The organism is Abyssisolibacter sp. ZYX002 (assembly GCF_056892235.1).
This window is the reverse complement of the sequence record NZ_JARMXH010000010.1, coordinates 34,913-51,246: the sequence shown is the minus strand read 5'-3', so window position 1 is coordinate 51,246 and position 16,334 is coordinate 34,913. Positions and strand designations below refer to the sequence as shown.

At 28.9% G+C, this 16,334-nt stretch carries 16 protein-coding genes; 9 read left to right on the top strand and 7 right to left on the bottom strand.

What is annotated here, in order from left to right:
- Positions 1-76 precede the first annotated feature (76 nt).
- The 6 genes from P3X86_RS18970 (at position 77) to pseG (ending at position 5,013) form a co-directional block, all read left to right on the top strand.
- Positions 77-1,162: an N-acetylneuraminate synthase family protein gene (locus P3X86_RS18970; protein ID WP_483294308.1), complete on the top strand. Its 1,086-nt coding sequence runs from the start codon at positions 77-79 to the stop codon at positions 1,160-1,162.
- 528 nt (positions 1,163-1,690) lie between these two features.
- A complete protein-coding gene (locus tag P3X86_RS18965) occupies positions 1,691-1,960 on the top strand; it encodes a hypothetical protein (protein ID WP_483294307.1) in 270 nt (89 codons plus the stop codon).
- Positions 1,961-1,991: 31 nt separating this feature from the next.
- Entirely contained in the window at positions 1,992-2,252 is a 261-nt protein-coding gene (locus P3X86_RS18960) for a hypothetical protein (protein ID WP_483294306.1), read from the top strand.
- Between the two features lie 245 nt (positions 2,253-2,497).
- Positions 2,498-3,172: a class I SAM-dependent methyltransferase gene (locus P3X86_RS18955; RefSeq protein ID WP_483294305.1), complete on the top strand. Its 675-nt coding sequence runs from the start codon at positions 2,498-2,500 to the stop codon at positions 3,170-3,172.
- 108 nt (positions 3,173-3,280) lie between these two features.
- A complete protein-coding gene (locus tag P3X86_RS18950; protein WP_483294304.1) occupies positions 3,281-4,021 on the top strand; it encodes a cytidylyltransferase domain-containing protein in 741 nt (246 codons plus the stop codon).
- Positions 4,022-4,044: 23 nt separating this feature from the next.
- Positions 4,045-5,013, top strand: coding sequence for a UDP-2,4-diacetamido-2,4,6-trideoxy-beta-L-altropyranose hydrolase (gene pseG, locus P3X86_RS18945; RefSeq protein ID WP_483294303.1), 969 nt, complete (start codon positions 4,045-4,047; stop codon positions 5,011-5,013).
- 90 nt (positions 5,014-5,103) lie between these two features.
- On the opposite strand, the gene P3X86_RS18940 is transcribed toward pseG, so the two are convergent.
- From P3X86_RS18940 to P3X86_RS18930, 3 genes are read right to left on the bottom strand one after another with little or no spacing between them, the layout of a single operon-like run.
- The gene (locus P3X86_RS18940) at positions 5,104-6,246 is read right to left on the bottom strand and encodes an ABC transporter permease (RefSeq protein ID WP_483294302.1); all 1,143 of its coding nucleotides are present in this window, start codon (positions 6,244-6,246) and stop codon (positions 5,104-5,106) included.
- Position 6,247: 1 nt separating this feature from the next.
- Positions 6,248-7,378 carry an ABC transporter permease gene (locus tag P3X86_RS18935; RefSeq protein ID WP_483294301.1) on the bottom strand — a complete coding sequence of 377 codons (1,131 nt, stop codon included), beginning with the start codon at positions 7,376-7,378 and terminating at the stop codon, positions 6,248-6,250.
- 10 nt (positions 7,379-7,388) lie between these two features.
- Positions 7,389-8,324 (bottom strand): ABC transporter ATP-binding protein, encoded by a 936-nt coding sequence (locus P3X86_RS18930; protein ID WP_483294300.1) that lies wholly within the window; start codon positions 8,322-8,324, stop codon positions 7,389-7,391.
- 154 nt (positions 8,325-8,478) lie between these two features.
- On the opposite strand from P3X86_RS18930, the gene P3X86_RS18925 reads away from it, so the two are divergent.
- Together P3X86_RS18925 and P3X86_RS18920 are read left to right on the top strand one after the other, a co-directional pair.
- Positions 8,479-9,588 (top strand): sensor histidine kinase, encoded by a 1,110-nt coding sequence (locus P3X86_RS18925; RefSeq protein WP_483294299.1) that lies wholly within the window; start codon positions 8,479-8,481, stop codon positions 9,586-9,588.
- A 14-nt stretch (positions 9,589-9,602) separates the two neighbouring features.
- On the top strand, positions 9,603-10,238 hold the full coding sequence (locus P3X86_RS18920) for a response regulator transcription factor (RefSeq protein WP_483294298.1): 636 nt from the start codon (positions 9,603-9,605) through the stop codon (positions 10,236-10,238).
- 229 nt (positions 10,239-10,467) lie between these two features.
- On the opposite strand, the gene P3X86_RS18915 is transcribed toward P3X86_RS18920, so the two are convergent.
- The 4 genes from P3X86_RS18915 to P3X86_RS18900 form a co-directional block, all read right to left on the bottom strand.
- The gene (locus P3X86_RS18915; RefSeq protein ID WP_483294297.1) at positions 10,468-12,993 is read right to left on the bottom strand and encodes an ABC transporter permease; all 2,526 of its coding nucleotides are present in this window, start codon (positions 12,991-12,993) and stop codon (positions 10,468-10,470) included.
- Positions 12,974-13,672, bottom strand: a complete 699-nt coding sequence (locus tag P3X86_RS18910; RefSeq protein ID WP_483294296.1) for an ABC transporter ATP-binding protein — start codon at positions 13,670-13,672, stop codon at positions 12,974-12,976. The genes P3X86_RS18915 and P3X86_RS18910 overlap by 20 nt, the downstream gene beginning before the upstream one ends.
- Before the next feature lie 103 nt (positions 13,673-13,775).
- On the bottom strand, positions 13,776-15,026 hold the full coding sequence (locus P3X86_RS18905) for a HAMP domain-containing sensor histidine kinase (RefSeq protein ID WP_483294295.1): 1,251 nt from the start codon (positions 15,024-15,026) through the stop codon (positions 13,776-13,778).
- 5 nt (positions 15,027-15,031) lie between these two features.
- Positions 15,032-15,724: a response regulator transcription factor gene (locus tag P3X86_RS18900; RefSeq protein WP_483294294.1), complete on the bottom strand. Its 693-nt coding sequence runs from the start codon at positions 15,722-15,724 to the stop codon at positions 15,032-15,034.
- Positions 15,725-15,883: 159 nt separating this feature from the next.
- Here P3X86_RS18900 and tsaE point away from each other — a divergent pair, with 159 nt between their 5' ends.
- A complete protein-coding gene (gene tsaE, locus P3X86_RS18895; RefSeq protein ID WP_483294293.1) occupies positions 15,884-16,330 on the top strand; it encodes a tRNA (adenosine(37)-N6)-threonylcarbamoyltransferase complex ATPase subunit type 1 TsaE in 447 nt (148 codons plus the stop codon).
- Positions 16,331-16,334 lie beyond the last annotated feature (4 nt).

The following is a 16,334-nucleotide window of genomic DNA, read 5'->3' as shown; positions in this document are numbered from 1 at the left end:
AGGATAAGAGCTGAAATATATCTAGATAGTTTTTGTGGTTTCATAATTGAACTAATCTAAAAGAACATCGTAGTTGGTGGATTTTTACGGTGGGGAGGTAATTATTATCAACACATTTAATATAAGAAATAGAAAAATAGGAGAAAAACAACCAGCGTTTATAGTTGCTGAAATAGGAGCTAATCATAATGGAGATATTATACTAGCAAAAAAAACTATAGATGCGGCTGCCCAATGTGGCGTGGATGCTGTCAAATTTCAGACTTATACAGGTAAAGAATTAGTAAGCGATTATGATAGAATAATAACTTGGGGTGAAGAAGGAAAGGAAATGAGCGAAAAGATTGGCGAGATGTTTGATAGAATTTCTTTACCAAGAAAATGCTTTAATGAATTATTTGAATATGCAGATAAGCTTGGGCTGATAGCTTTTTCAAGCCCATTTAGCATAGAGGGGCTTAATTATTTAATTGATGAGTGTAAAATGTGTTGTATCAAGATAGCATCATCTGATGTGAATTACTTAGACTTACTTAGATCATCAGCTATCTCCAAAAATCCAGTAATGATATCGCTTGGAAAATGTACACTAGCTGAAGCTGATATTGCGGTTACAACACTTCTTGAAAATGGGTGTGATAAATTAGTAATTATGCATTGTGTGGCACAGTATCCTTCACCAATGGAAGAAATGAATTTAAGAATTATAGAGAGCTTAAAGAAGATTTATCCAGAATGTATAGTTGGATTCTCAGATCATTCTTTAGGTATTACAGCTACTCTAGGTGCGGTTGCATTAGGTGCGAAAGTTATAGAGAAACATTTTACTTTAGACAAAACATTGGTCGGGCCAGATCATTGGTTCAGTATGAACCAAAAAGATATGAAAAATTTAGTCACTGAAATAAGGAATATGGAAAGTGCATTAGGACATTCAAGAAAAAGGGTTATGAAATGTGAGATAGATGAAAGGTACAAATCTATAAGATCAATTAGCCTTGCTAAAGACATCAATAAAGGTGAACGGATAACTAAAAATCATGTTAAAATCGTAAGACCAGGATATGGAATAAGTCCTTATGACAAAGAGAAAATTATAGGTTTGAAGATAAATAGAGACTTAAGAAAAAATACTGTATTAAAATGGGAACATTTTAAGTAGAAATGTAAAGTGTTGATAAGAAAGAGTATGTGTGATTTAAGCAAGGATTGAAGTATAAACTAGATTACCAAATATAATCAAGGTTGTTTATATAGATAAAAAATATAGTAACAAAATAGGAACTGTTTTAATTATAAGCAGTTCTTTTTGTAATACTGAAATTGTTTGAAAACACTTTTAAAGAATTTTAAACTATTGTTAAATATCATAGTTTTATTTAATCCTAATGATTAATTGCGACCTGTTATATTAGTCAGATTGGGGTGGTTTTCCGAAAGTTTATTTATATATATTCACAAGATTTTTAGAATTAAACTATTGTAAAATATAATACTTTTAAAAAATCATAAGGAAGTGGTTAGATGAATATTATAAAGAAGGAGAATATAAATGACACAATCCATAGAGAAATAAAGACATATCCTAATAATATGATAATTGAGTTAACAAAAGTAATATAAATAAAAAGCAAATAATGTGTATTGGAACATGATTGGAGCAATGTTATAGTATAAAAAAGCAAAAGAGTTGGGATTAAATGTTATAGCACTAGATAAAAATGAAGATGCCAGAGGTCTCGAAACTGCGAACCAAAGTATAGTGCAAGTAACTGCTATAACAGATAAAGAAGAAATAAGATTAAATCTATATAGGAACATTATATCAAGAGGTGAAGAGGATTCTATAATAGAACAATTCATTAGCCGATTTGAATATGGAATAGATGGAATTATTAATGATGGTAAGGTATATATTATACTGATAAGAAAAAACCTTACACCAATACCATACAGGTAAGAAATAGACTATATTTATCCTGTAAGTGTAGATGATTGATAACCAGATAAAAGATATTGAAATATTAGTAATCAAATACTGTAAAGTATTCAAGATGAATCGGTGCGCAATTCATGCAGATGTAATAATGAAGAACAAAAAAGTACCATTTCTAATAGAAATGGCAGGCAGAACTTCTGGCTATAGTATGAGTAGCTCTTTTATGCAGAAAGCAACAAGAATAGATATTATAAAAGATTGTATAAGGTTAAGTATAGGGAGAGAAGTAACAACCTCAAGGAAAAGAGCCTAAGGTTCTGTATAGTTTTTTGAACTTAGAAAATGGATATGTTGATAAAATACCTAGTAAAAAAGACCAATAACGGGAATATATTAGATTATAAAATTAATCTAAAAGTTGTAGATAAGATAGGGGAATGATAGAGAGCAAAGATATTTTAAGAAGAGGTTCATTATTGCAACAGGAGTATCAACTAGGGCATTAAACATTATAGAAAAATAATTAATAAATTTTAAATAAAATAAAGAGGTGGTATTATGAGTTATGATAAATCAAATATTAAGGCGTGGAGCAAACAGATAGCAAAAAATCAGATGTTATATCCAAACGAAAGAGTAATTGCTTGTTTAGCAAAAAATTTTAAAGAAATAAAAGAAAATAACAGAAAAAACGGACTAGATATAGGATTTGGATCAGGAAGACATTTAAAGTTACTATTAGATTATGGATTTAATACATATGGTATTGATTATAGCGATAAAAGTGTAGAAATAGCCAAAGATATATTGAGTGATTATAAAGATAGAATTAAAATAACAAAAGCGGATTTAAGAGATAAAATCTACGCAGATAATTTCTTTGATTTTATTATATGTTTTGGTGTTATTTTCTTAAGAGAACAGAAGGAAATAGCTAAAGACTTAAAGATAATAAATTCATTATTAAAGAAAAATGGCAAGATGATTATTAACTTTAGAACCAAAGAAGATTATAACTATAAAAAAGGAAAACAAGTTAGTGAGAACACATATTTATTAGATGATAGAACAGGGCCATATGAAAATATGCTGTATACATTTTTAGACTTAGATGAGGCTGTAAAAATGCTCACAGATAGTGGTTTTACAGTTGAAAATAAAGAGCGTGTAGATTTTTGGAAAAACAATTTACAGGAACATCATAGTTGGTGGATCTTTTCAGTCAGAAGATAAATACAAGTAATTATAATCTCGAAATAGAGTCTGGCGATATCATAACAGGAACTTAAGTGAAAATAAGCTTTAAAATGGGAACATCTTAAATAAGGGGAAGGTAAGCAAATGAAATCAAAGAGAGTGGTTTGTATAATACAGGCTAGAATGGGTTCATCAAGGTTTCCAGGAAAAATGTTGTGCAACTTATGTGGTAAACCTATGATAGAGCACATATACTTAAGAGCTAGACAATCAAAATTAATTGATGATGTGATTGTAGCGACTACAAGATCGTATAAGGACAATACTTTGTGTAAGATTTTAAAAGGCAAGAATATTAGCTATTATAGAGGGTCAGAAGAAGATGTATTAAAAAGATATGCAGATTTAGCATTGCAAAAAAAAGCAGATATTATTGTACGTATTACAGGAGACTGCCCTCTAATAGATCCAACTCTCATAAATAGTGTAATTAAGAAATTTGTTCATTCGGAGTATGACTATTTGAGTCCTATGTCAAAATGTGGACTTATAAGAGGTTTAGATGTTGAAATCTTTTCAATGGAGGCTCTGAAAAAAGCGGATAAACTTGCAAGAGACAAAGCATCTAGAGAACATGTAACCTTATATATGTATAAAAATCCAAATATGTTTAAAATAGGTTCATTCAAAGTGCCAACAAAGCTAAAAAGTTTTAAAATTAGACTGTGTGTTGATGAGATAGAAGACTATAAGCTAATAAATAAGATATACACATGCCTTTATAAGAAAAATCAAATTATAGATATACATGATGTCTTAAAATTATTAAGGAATAATCCTGAGTTACTAGAGATAAATAAAAACATAATTCAAAATAAAGTTTAATTGTATTAAGGAGTAATGGTCTAATGAACGTATGCTTTATAGCTAGTGGTGGTTCAAAGGTAGGACTAGGGCATATAATGAGATGTATGGCATTAGCAAGTGAATTTAAGAGGAGAGGTTTTGGTGTCTTATTTTTTAGTAATGGGAGCAAAGGCATCAAGAGATTGCAAGAAAACAATTTTGTCATTGTGAATGAATTGACTATCTATGACATTATTGTCGTAGATAAATATGGGTTAGACAAAGTATTCTTTGATAATCTCAGAAGGCATTGCAAAATATTAGTATATATTGATGATACTAACGACTTTGATTATCCAGTTGATATTATCATTAATGGTAGCCTTATAGCTCACAGTTTAGGCTATAATAAGTACAATAATCCTAATAAAAAAATGTTACTAGGCACTAAATATAACATATTAAGAGATGAATTTAGAAATATTAACAAAATAATTGTACGTGAAAAAGTGAAAAATATTATGATAACAACAGGTGGAGCAGATTATTATAATACGACTAGCAGAATAGTTAACATCATTAGAAGTAATCAGAAATATGATGAAATAAATCTAAATGTAATTATAGGAGATAGTTTTCTTAATAAGAATAATTTAAAAAATAGACTAAAGGAATTTAAAAAAATTAGAATATACGAGAATGTGAATAAAATATCTGAGATAATGTTACTCTCAGATATTGCTATATCAGCAGGTGGAGGAACTATTTATGAATTATGCGCTTGTGGTGTAGTAACTTTAGGAGTTATTTTAGCAAAGAATCAAGAGCCGATTGTGACAAAGATGGATGAACTAGGGTATATAAAAAATATAGGTTGGTATAGTGACTTGACAAAAAATAAAATATTCAACACTTTGGATATCCTTATAAATGATTTTGAAAAAAGAAAAAATATGATAAACAAGCAAAGGACATTGGTTGATGGGAAAGGAACAGAGAAAATCGTAGATGAAGTAATACAGTCAATTTAGAACCTTTATAAATAGTATCTAAGAGCCACATAAAAGTGGCTCAGTTAGGTTTTTGATTATTTTTTATGAAGTATGCATATTGATTTTAAATTAAACAAAACTCCTATTAGTATTATTGTTTTTAACCTTGTAAACAGTTATTAAGAAAAAAAACGAGGCGAAGGCACCTAGTATTAATAGATCCATCCATATATCACCAAAAGGTCGACCCATTTGAATTTTTTTAATTGCGTTCATTGCCCAAGCTTGAGGAACGAAGTTTCCAAGCTTTTGCAATATGTTTGGCATTATTTCTCTAGGCCAGTAACAGCCACCAAGCATACATGTTGGAACTATTATTAGGTTAGTTAATGCACTTACACCAATACTAGATGTAGAGAATATTACAATCGACATTCCTAATCCAACAGATACAATCCCGAATACAAATAGTATTATAATAAGATATAAGAATGAAATCTGCATATCTATATTAAACAAATAGTTAATAGATACAAGAACGAGCAAAATTTGAGTAAATAGTAAAGTTAAATTTACAAACATGTTTGCTAATACAAATTCTTTTGGATTAACAGGACATGTGCAGATTCTGTAATATGTTCTGTTCTGCTTTTCTTTTAGCATTAGACTTGTTATATTTGAGCATATAATCATAATAAACATCAGAAACATACCTAAAGAAGTTCCGCTAACTTGCTTGACAGTATATTTATTGACATACTCAGAATCAATCTTAATTGGTCCATTTTTAAAGTTATTAAAAATTTTATTAAATACTGTTTTGTCTCCGTTAGATGCTATCAATGTATCATGAAGTATATCTAAGTAATACTTAGTATATATTTCAATAAATACAGTTGCTGTTTTACCTTTTATTGAGACTATTTTTATAGTGCTTTTTTTGCCAGAATAAATACTATCTTCAAATCCTTTAGGTATTACAAGTACAAAATCTTGAGTCCTAGAATTTATTTTATCATTTATTTCAGCTTCATTAATAGGCTTTATATTAAATTTATCTGTACTATTAAGAAAATTTATCATATCAGCAGAATATATAGTATTATCATTGTCAACTACTCCCATATTTGGCTTAGTTATTTTATAATTAGTTCCTAGATACATTATTCCACAGACTAAAAGAGTAGGAAATATCAGATATACAAATATATTTATTTTTTTTCTGAATAACATTTTAAAGGTGTTGAATGACAGTATGAGTATATTATTCATATTAAACCACTCCCTTTCTTTTGAATTTGTATAAGGATAACAATAAAAACATAAATGAAATAGATAAGTTTAGCATAATGACAAAACTCACATTTTTAAAATCATTTAGATATATCACATCAAACATTGTTTCATTTATCCATTTTATAGGAGAGATGACTGAAATCTTAACTAATATGTTATTACCGAATTGTTCTAAAGGAAAATAGCCACCACCTAAAAATACAAATATAGGAATGAGTATGTTTAAGATACTATTACCAGCGGATTGATCCTTTGTAGAATAGCCTACCCCTATTCCAACTGATATGCACATTAGCAATTGAGAAAATATTATAGTTAACAATATCAGTATATTGTTTCCCCAATAAACCTTATATACAAACATGCTGAACAATATGACAACTGCAACTCTCAAAATTGATAATAAAATGTTACCAAATACTTTTCCAAAAAACAAACTATACATATTGATTGGGGATACATGTATTCTATCGCCAGTTTTCAGAATATCTTCATCTTTTACACTTGCAAAGCTTACACTTGAAGTGTACATGATAATAAGAGTGAGCATAGTAATAGAGAAATAATCAATTGAACGAGGTTTTCTATCTCCAGCTACAGATACCATAGAAGTATTTATATTACTAGGTGATTTTTTATTTAATATAGTTTCTAATGCACTGCTGTTAACTTTAGATACCTCATAGTAAAAATTGTACTTCTGCACAAATGCAGAAATCGTATTTTCAATAAAATCAGAAACAACTTGTATTTTTTGATTTTTTAGAACTGTTATTTTACCTTCTTTTTCATTTATTGATATATAACATGCATATGAATTTCCCTTTAGCATATCAGGTGAATATTTATCTTTTTCAATTTTTATAAATTCAATATTAGATTTTTTTATTGATTCAATAAAATTTTCAAACGAACTAGACAATGGACCTTCTTCGCTGTATGAATATATAACAGTGGCACCATCGTAATCTAAACTACTACTTGCAAATTGGTTATTAAATGCAGTTCCTAATATCCATATCAAAACTATAGGGAATAATATCATTAAAGCCATCGAGCTTCTATTTCTAAAGCCTTGTTTAAGTTCTTTAATTAAGATATTTAACATTATATCACCTCTAATCCCTAAGTTTTCTGCCAGTTAGAGTTAAGAAGACAGTTTCTAGAGTTATTTCATTGCTTTTAATATTTTTTATAGTTATATTGTTATCATTGAAGTACATTATGAGTTTATCCCAGTTGTTAATTTCTTTTCTATTTTCAATTTTTATATCGTTATCATTAACAGTTATATCTACAACTCCATTTATTAACTTTAGTTTTTCTATATTCACACTTTTACTATTATCAACTGTAAAAACAATTGACTGTATATCTGATACAATAGCTTTTAGTTCTTCTTTTGTTCCTTCTGCAATCAATTTTCCGTGGTCTATGATACCTATTCTACTACAAATAGCCTCAGCCTCTTCCATGTAGTGAGTAGTATATATAACTGTGCTACCTAGCTCATTTAGCTTTTTTACAGATTGTAAGATATAGTTTCTTGATTGAGGATCAGATCCAACAGTAGGTTCATCCATAATTATAAGATTTGGTCTGTGAGCTATAGCACATGCAATGTTCAATCTTCTTTTCATACCGCCAGAAAAACTACTAGGAAACTTGTCTGCTTTATCGCTCAGTCCTACAAACTCTAATGCCTCTATGGTTCTTTTTTTTAGCTCTGCACCTTTTATACCATACAACTTACAAAAAAATTTAACATTTTCGTAAGCGGTTAAATCATCGTATATAGCAAGTTCTTGAGGAACTACTCCCATATTTTTCTTTACATAAGTTGAATGTTTTGTTATATTTTTATCTAGTATTTCAATAGTACCGCTATCCATTTTTAGTAAGCCAGAAATAATATTTATAATAGTACTTTTTCCCGCACCATTAGGGCCCAGTAGACCATAAATTTCTCCTTGATTGATTTCTAAACTTGTATTATCAATTGCAATAGTATCGTTAAACTTTTTTATCAATTTTTCAATTTTTACTATTTTCATAAGCATTTCTCCTATCTATTGTATTAATTTAATTATACTAATAAACCAACTTTAAAAATAGTTGAAAAAAGTCACTTTTATATATGACTAAAGTAATATGTTCACTGCTAAACCAAATAAAAAATGATATAATTATTTATTATAGGAGGGTGTTATGTATAGATGGCTGATATTTAATGAGATTTTTTTAGTTATATATTATTGTTGCTATAGCATTAAAAACACAGATATTGATGTTACATTTTTAGTGTTAAGTGTATTAATATATCTGTGTTTTAGGTTACTAAATTATATATTTCATGATACAAGGCATAAAAAATACTTATCGACATTGATAACAATTTACATTGTAGTTATGTATAAATTATTAGATAATAGTTATATTTTGCTATTGCCTATTAATATGTATTTTCTAACACATTATTTTAGATGTTCACATTTGACAAATGTAGTACTTATATTAATGATTATACTATTCTTAAAAATTACTCCATTAGCAGAATTTGCGCTAATTGCAGGATTTGAATATTTATTTATAGAAGTCTACATAAAATCAGTTCAGAAAATAAAACACATCACAGAGGAAAATGATAGATTAAGGAATAAAAACAGTCAGCTTTATGATATTATAGATAAGCAAAAATGTTATGAAGATGAAATAAAGCACATATCACAGCTAGAGGAGAGAAACAAAATAGCTCAGTCTATACACGATAGCGTCGGACATACCATAACGGCAAGTATTATGCAATTAGAGGCAACAAGATTATTGATAAATAAAGATATAAAAAAATCAGATAAAATGATACAAAATACTATTAATGTATTGAAAGTTGGTATGGAAAAGATAAGGACTACTCTAAGAGAAATAAAACCAAATACAGAAGAGCTTGGGATACATAATCTAAAGTTATTTATAAGTAAATTGGAAAAAGCAGAAGGATTGAAAACTACTCTTTATTATAATGAGGATATAGACAAGATATCTTATATTCAGTGGAAAATAATACTCTCAAACGTCACAGAGTGTTTAACAAATACCTTAAAATATTCCAAAGCCACAAAGGTTAATCTAAAAGTAGAAGTATTAAATAAGATTATTAAGGTAGAGGTTAAAGATAATGGATTAGGAAACCTTGTTATAAAGAAGGGGTTAGGATTACTAGGAATGCAAGAGAGAGTTGAAAGTGCCAATGGAAAATTGATAATAGATGGATCAAATGGGTTTTCGGTAATAACTTTGTTACCAATAGTAATAGAATAAAAAGGAGGTGTATTATGTCTATAAAGATACTAATAGCTGATGATGATTCATTAATACGTGAAAGCTTAAAAATTATACTAAATATGGACGAAGATTTTGAAGTTATCTCATGTACAGAAAACGGCTTCGAAGCAGTAGAAGAGTGTAAAGAAAGAAAAATTGATGTGGCACTTTTAGACGTAAGAATGCCTGTTATGAATGGAGTAGAAGCAACAAGGGAGATAGTAAAACAAACTGACACAAAGGTATTGATATTGACAACATTTGATGAAGATAAATACATAAAAGAGGCCATAAAAAATGGAGCAAAGGGGTACTTGCTTAAAGATAACTCACCAATAAAAATCAAAGATGCTATAAGAACAATCTATAATGGCAATACAGTTTTGCAAGATGTAGTATTAGATAAGCTTAGAGATGGCATATCAAATAAAGTAAACAAAGTTTTGAATACAGAAGCATTCACGCCTAGAGAGCTTGAAATAATAGAGTCAATAGCACAGGGGTTATCCAACAAGGAAATATCAAAGAAGTTATTTATATCAGAAGGAACAGTTAAGAACTACATAACTTCAATACTGAGTAAGACTAATTTAAAACATAGAACACAAATAGCAATTATGTTTATAAAAGGAGAAATCGTTACGTAAGCATGTTAATAAATCTCATTTAATGTTGATAATAAAACATAAATACTCACAAAAGTATATACTATAATATAACTTGAGTGAGTATTTATATAGGGTATTTTAAATACTTGATTTGTAAATAAGGAAATTTTAAGCCACTGAAAAAATAGCGGATAGGAGCGTACTAATGTACGTGACTAGTCGGTATTTTTTCGGTAACGCCGGGATTGGCCATTTTAGAACAAATCCATTAGTGTTCCTTACGGATGTTGTCCACTAGACTCTGCTTATTCATTCTTCTAAGAGGTATATAGGCTGATAGTAGTGTAAATACTAATACACCTGCTATTGCTACAGCTATATCATTCCAAGGAGTGTTCCAACCAAAATCACTAACTTGCGTCACTATATTGAATAACAAATAGCTGAGTCCAACACCTATGATAACACCATAGAGCGAAGAAATAATACCATAGTATAATCCTTCAAAACATACCATCTTTTTTAGCTTAAACTCGGACATGCCTACTGCTTTCAAGATAGAGAATTCCTTAGTTCTTAATAATAGGTTCGTATTTATAGTGTTTATTATATTTAAACAACTAATCAACGTAATAACAGATACAAACCCATATAAGAATATTTTTATAACTAAATTGTTTCTTTTATATTCTTTAGCTTGTTTAATCAAGTCAACATAGTCAAAGTCATTTTTTTCACAATAAGCTGATATGCTCTTTGCTACAGCATCATTATCCGAATCATCAACTATACTTACATTCATAGAGTTGTATTTATCGTTACCTATAATATTTTTGTAAACATCTTTTGAAGTTATCATTATAAATCCATCAGAATGACAATATTTTTTATACGTAAATATACCAGTATCAGCGATAGCAGCTACTTTGACATTTATAGTTTTATTTTTGTAAGGTGTCACAGGTATAGTATCTCCGACTTTAGTATTAGTTAAATCAAAGTAAGTCTTTTTAAGTTTACCAGTCTCAGGATTTCTAATATATTCTGATGCTTGCTTTATTAATATTACACCATTATTTTTATTCATTGCATTAATATCAATCTCACCTGATGTTATTACTTCACCAAATAAATCCAAATTGTTATCTCCGTAACACATGATATTTGTACTATCAAATTGAACTGTATTATTTGTTACAGTGTATTCACCTTTGCAATATTTACTGAATTCATCTGTCAAAGTGTCTGTACTAACAGTAGCCTTGACAGGGAATATCATATTAGGAAATACTCTGTCAATTCCAGATATGTTGAGTAAATCATTATATTCTTTTTCAGTTATTGAGCTCCCATCTCTATTAGATATCATAAATTCATACATATTTGTATTATCCATAAAATTACCATCAAAAGTGAATTTTAAGAAGCTATTAAACACTATAAACAATACTATACTAATTACCATAGAGAAGACAGTTATCAAGAACCTTTTTCTATTTCTTCTCAGGTTTTTCCAAGCAAGTCCAGCTTCAAAACCAAATATGTTGTGTATAAGTGTTCCTAATTTAGATCTTTTAATATTATCTTTTTTGAATTGACCAGTACTCCTAACAGCTTCTAGTGGAGATACTTTTGCTGCAATTCTAGCAGGTAAAAATGCAGAAGCAATAATAGTCAAAAAACCTATTATAGAGCTAACAATTATAACAAGAGGAGATATTACTACATTTATATCGCTAAATACTTTATCAGCACCAATATGACCAATTACATAGAATACAACTTTCATAGCAAAAGTACCACATAATAATCCAATAGGTATACCAATGATACTTATAATAACAGCCTCTTTAAATACTATTTTTCTAATTTGAGCGGGTGTAGATCCAACACATCTAAGCACACCGAATTGAGAAGCTCTTTCTATAACTGATATATTAAATGAGTTGAAAATGACAGCTATTGTACTGATGACAACTAACAAAACTATAAATCCTACAAGCATAAATAGAGCTACATTTAACTCTGTATTAGAACTTTCTCCATAAAATCCAAGTAATGAATTGTGTACACGAATGTTGTCTATTGGAATTTCTACGTCATTTGCTAGAGTTTTTATTTTGGAGTTAATATCTTTATAAGATTTTAACTCTATGTCCATAGAATAAACTTCATTTTTTTTCAGATTATTTTCATCTAAGAACGTTAACCCCATAGCGTTCATTTTACCTGAGGTTGTAAGATTAGGGTACATTGTACCAACAATTTTATATTCTTTTTTATTGCTAGATTCAAAGATGCCTTTATTAATTTCACCTAAGTCTAATGTAACATTATCTCCGATTTTGGCATTTCCAGGTAGATAGTTCAAAACCCAAGTGTCGACAACTAGCTCATTTGGGTTAGTTGGAAGAGACCCTTCTTTTAATTTAACGGGTGTTATGTCAGGAGAAAAATTAGAATGGCTTTTTATTTTTATTTTTCTATATCTGTTATTACCATCATAGTTCTTTCCCAGATCTTCTAAAACACCAGTTTTAAATGGTGTTGATATGCTGTGTTTTTTTACATTGGTGTAATTAGTTAGTATATCTACTTTATCAGGGGTCAAATCTTTTATTGTTATATGATAACTACCATTTCTATTAATTTCAGATCGTATTAGTTTATCCTGTACACTTGTTATTATAGTAAATATACCAGTGATAAGGGCAACAGACATTATTACACCAAGAATAGTTAGTATAGTTCTTTTCTTTTGAACCTTTAAGTATCTAGAAGAGATGTTTTTCATTATCCATCACCTCTTCATTAGTTATAATACCATCATTTATTGATATAATCCTGTCAGCTTGAGAAGCAATATTTAAATCATGAGTAATAATAATCAATGTCTGATGGTATCTCCTAACAGATAGTTTTAACAGGTCTATAATTTCTCTACTATTTTTACTGTCCAAATTTCCAGTTGGCTCATCAGCAAGAATAATAGATGGTTTATATGCTAAAGCTCTTCCAATAGATACCCTCTGTTGTTGTCCACCAGACAATTCAGATGGAAGGTGTTTTTTTCTATTCTCAAGCCCTAAGATATTCATCAAGTCATTTATATAAGCTTTATCAATTTTTTTATTATCCATAAGTAGAGGTAATTCAATGTTTTCTCTAGCTGTTAGAACAGGTATCAGATTGTAAAACTGAAATATAAATCCAACCTTTCTCCTTCTAAATATAGCCAATTGTTTTTCTTTGTAGTTATAAATATCTTCTCCATCAATGATAACTTTACCTGAAGTAGGTCTATCAACACCACCTAATAAATGGAGCAGTGTACTTTTACCAGAACCACTTGGTCCTATAATAGCAACAAATTCACCTTGTTTTACAGATAAATTCATATTTTTTATAGCGTCTATTTTATTGTTACCTTTACCATAACTCTTGCATAAATCAACAGTTTTTAATATATCCATTTTATCCTCCTACCTTTTTTGCGTTTTTAACAATTATAATTCTAATATGCAAATATTACTAATGAGTGAATAGCATCTTACAATTTAGTAAGAATATAATTATTTAAAATATTTTTTTTAAAAAAGTTATGGTAAATTCCGTACCCTTTCCTAGTTTACTCCTAACAGATATAGAGCCATTCTGTCCTTCAATTATCAGTTTTGAAAGAGCTAATCCTATCCCAATACTGTTACTTTTAACAGAGTTATTGACAGCATAGAATCTCTCAAATATATGAGGAATATCTTTGGGAGCAATACCTTCGCCAGTATCTCGTATAACTATTTGAGATAAGAGAGGTGTTTCGCTAATATAAATATCTATTTTTCCATTTTCATCTGTATGTTCAATACAGTTCTTTATTATATTTATAAGTGCTTCGCTTAGCCATTCGCTATCTACATTTAAGTATACATTTTTTGTATCTCCAAATATTTTAATAGTCTGATTTTTTTTATTAGCCATCATCATGAGAGTATCAACAGAATTTTTAATAGGGCTAATCAAAGGAGTGTGCTTTTTCTTAAATTCAATAACCCCTGCTTCAAGACGAGTCATTTTTAGAAGGCTTATTATAAGCCACTGCATTCTGTTCAGTTGAGAGTTACTTTTTTCAAGAAATTTTCTGCGATCATCTTTATCTAACCCCTCATTACCAATCAATATGTCATTGAACATGATAAGTGAAGCTAAAGGAGTTTTTAATTGATGAGAAATATCAGAAATAATATTTTTTAGAAATATCTTATCTTGATTTAATCTATCTAAACTTAACTTGAGTCTATGAGCCATCTGATTGAAATTATTATATAATATACCAAAATCACCTTCTATATCAACAGGCAACAAATACGAAAAATCACCATCTATAACTTTTTCAGAAGCTAAGGATATACTTTTGATTTTTTTGTATATTTTTCTATACTCATAAATCGTAAGTAATAGTATAGGTATTAACATAAATAGTGCATATAGACTTATTTTGTCACTAAAGTTAGAATAAAAATTTGATAACGTTGGTTGAATAACTATATTAGCATCTTCATGATAACCATACGTTTTCATAATACTTCTTCCTAATTCGATTTCTTTATCAGTAGGTTCAGATGTAAAATATTTTGGCAGTTCAGTTTTAAGTTCTGGGTGGTTTGATAATATTTGGCCTACAATAGCAGTATTGTGATTAATAAGCTCATTATTAAACATTTCGATTTCTAGATTAGCGTAAATACACGTAAAAAGGGCAAAAATACACATTATAAGGACTAATTTCCATGCAAAAGATTTAAATTCGCGATTTCTAAAAACTGTCAAATATATCATCTCCTTAAACTAACATCCCATTTATAGCCTAAACCTCTTGCAGTAACGATATATTTAGGTTTTTGGGGGTTGTCTTCAATCTTTTCTCTAAGTCGTCTTATATATACAGAAAGAGTATTATCGTCAACAAAATCACATTCAACATCCCACAATTTTTCTAGTAATATTTTTCTACTCATTATTTGCTTAGCATTTTTTACGAACATCAGCATAAGTTTATATTCTTGTGCAGTTAACAATATTGGGTTATTATTTTTAGAAACTAAACCTTCAAGAGTATTTATTTTTATATCACCAGATACCAGTATATTTCCTTTAGTGTTACTAGATGTTTTTCTTCTAAGCACTGCTTTAATTCTTGATATGAGTTCTCTTATTCTAAAGGGTTTTGTGATATAATCATCTCCTCCCATATCAAGTCCCATTACTACATTGACCTCTTCATCGCAAGCAGTTAAGAATATTATAGATACATTAGATGTATTTCTGATTTCTTCACATAACTCATATCCATTACCGTCTGGAAGCATTACATCTAAAATTACAAGGTCAAAATTGCCGTTTTTAAAAGATTTTCTTCCACTATCTATAGTATTTGCAGTAGTGACACTAAAACCTTCATTTTTTAGTGCAAATTCGATACCGAAAGATAAGTTAAGGTCATCTTCAACAAGAAGTATATTATTCATAGTATTTCTCCCTTCGATTTTATAATCTAAACACATACTATTGTCACTTGTACAACTTACATAACCATTATATAATGATTAATATATGTCAAAACTAATTAATATATAAACTAATAATATTAATTTGTCAAGATAAAGTCAACAATAAAGGAGAAGGCTATGAAAAAGATTATATCATCTAGCGAAAAAGAAACTAGTGAATTAGGTTTTAATCTAGGACGAAAGCTAATAGAGGGAAGTGTAGTTTGTCTTATGGGAGATTTGGGTGCTGGCAAGACTACTTTAACGCAGAGCATAGCTAAGGGTTTAGATGTAAAGGACTATGTTACAAGTCCTACTTTTACAATAGTAAACGAATACATTGGAAGATATCCGATGTATCATTTTGATGTATATAGAATTTCAGATATAGATGAAATGTACGATATAGGTTATGATGATTACATATATTCAGAGGGTGTTTCAGTAATAGAGTGGGCTAATCTAATAGAGGAAATATTGCCAAAAGACAGAATAGATATTAATATTACAAAAAAAGGAAATGAGAGAATTATATATATAACAGCACACGGACAGTCAAATAAAGATATTGTAAAAATGCTTTAAAATA

Bases quoted from the DNA above. Each gene is read 5' to 3' on its own strand.
- P3X86_RS18940 (WP_483294302.1), bottom strand. From the start codon at position 6,246: ATGAATAATATACTCATACTGTCATTCAACACCTTTAAAATGTTATTC.
- P3X86_RS18935 (WP_483294301.1), bottom strand. From the start codon at position 7,378: ATGTTAAATATCTTAATTAAAGAACTTAAACAAGGCTTTAGAAATAGA.
- P3X86_RS18920 (WP_483294298.1), top strand. From the start codon at position 9,603: ATGTCTATAAAGATACTAATAGCTGATGATGATTCATTAATACGTGAA.
- P3X86_RS18960 (WP_483294306.1), top strand. From the start codon at position 1,992: ATGATTGATAACCAGATAAAAGATATTGAAATATTAGTAATCAAATAC.
- P3X86_RS18910 (WP_483294296.1), bottom strand. From the start codon at position 13,672: ATGGATATATTAAAAACTGTTGATTTATGCAAGAGTTATGGTAAAGGT.
- P3X86_RS18925 (WP_483294299.1), top strand. From the start codon at position 8,479: ATGTATAGATGGCTGATATTTAATGAGATTTTTTTAGTTATATATTAT.
- P3X86_RS18900 (WP_483294294.1), bottom strand. From the start codon at position 15,724: ATGAATAATATACTTCTTGTTGAAGATGACCTTAACTTATCTTTCGGT.
- pseG (WP_483294303.1), top strand. From the start codon at position 4,045: ATGAACGTATGCTTTATAGCTAGTGGTGGTTCAAAGGTAGGACTAGGG.
- P3X86_RS18950 (WP_483294304.1), top strand. From the start codon at position 3,281: ATGAAATCAAAGAGAGTGGTTTGTATAATACAGGCTAGAATGGGTTCA.
- tsaE (WP_483294293.1), top strand. From the start codon at position 15,884: ATGAAAAAGATTATATCATCTAGCGAAAAAGAAACTAGTGAATTAGGT.
- P3X86_RS18930 (WP_483294300.1), bottom strand. From the start codon at position 8,324: ATGAAAATAGTAAAAATTGAAAAATTGATAAAAAAGTTTAACGATACT.
- P3X86_RS18955 (WP_483294305.1), top strand. From the start codon at position 2,498: ATGAGTTATGATAAATCAAATATTAAGGCGTGGAGCAAACAGATAGCA.
- P3X86_RS18915 (WP_483294297.1), bottom strand. From the start codon at position 12,993: ATGAAAAACATCTCTTCTAGATACTTAAAGGTTCAAAAGAAAAGAACT.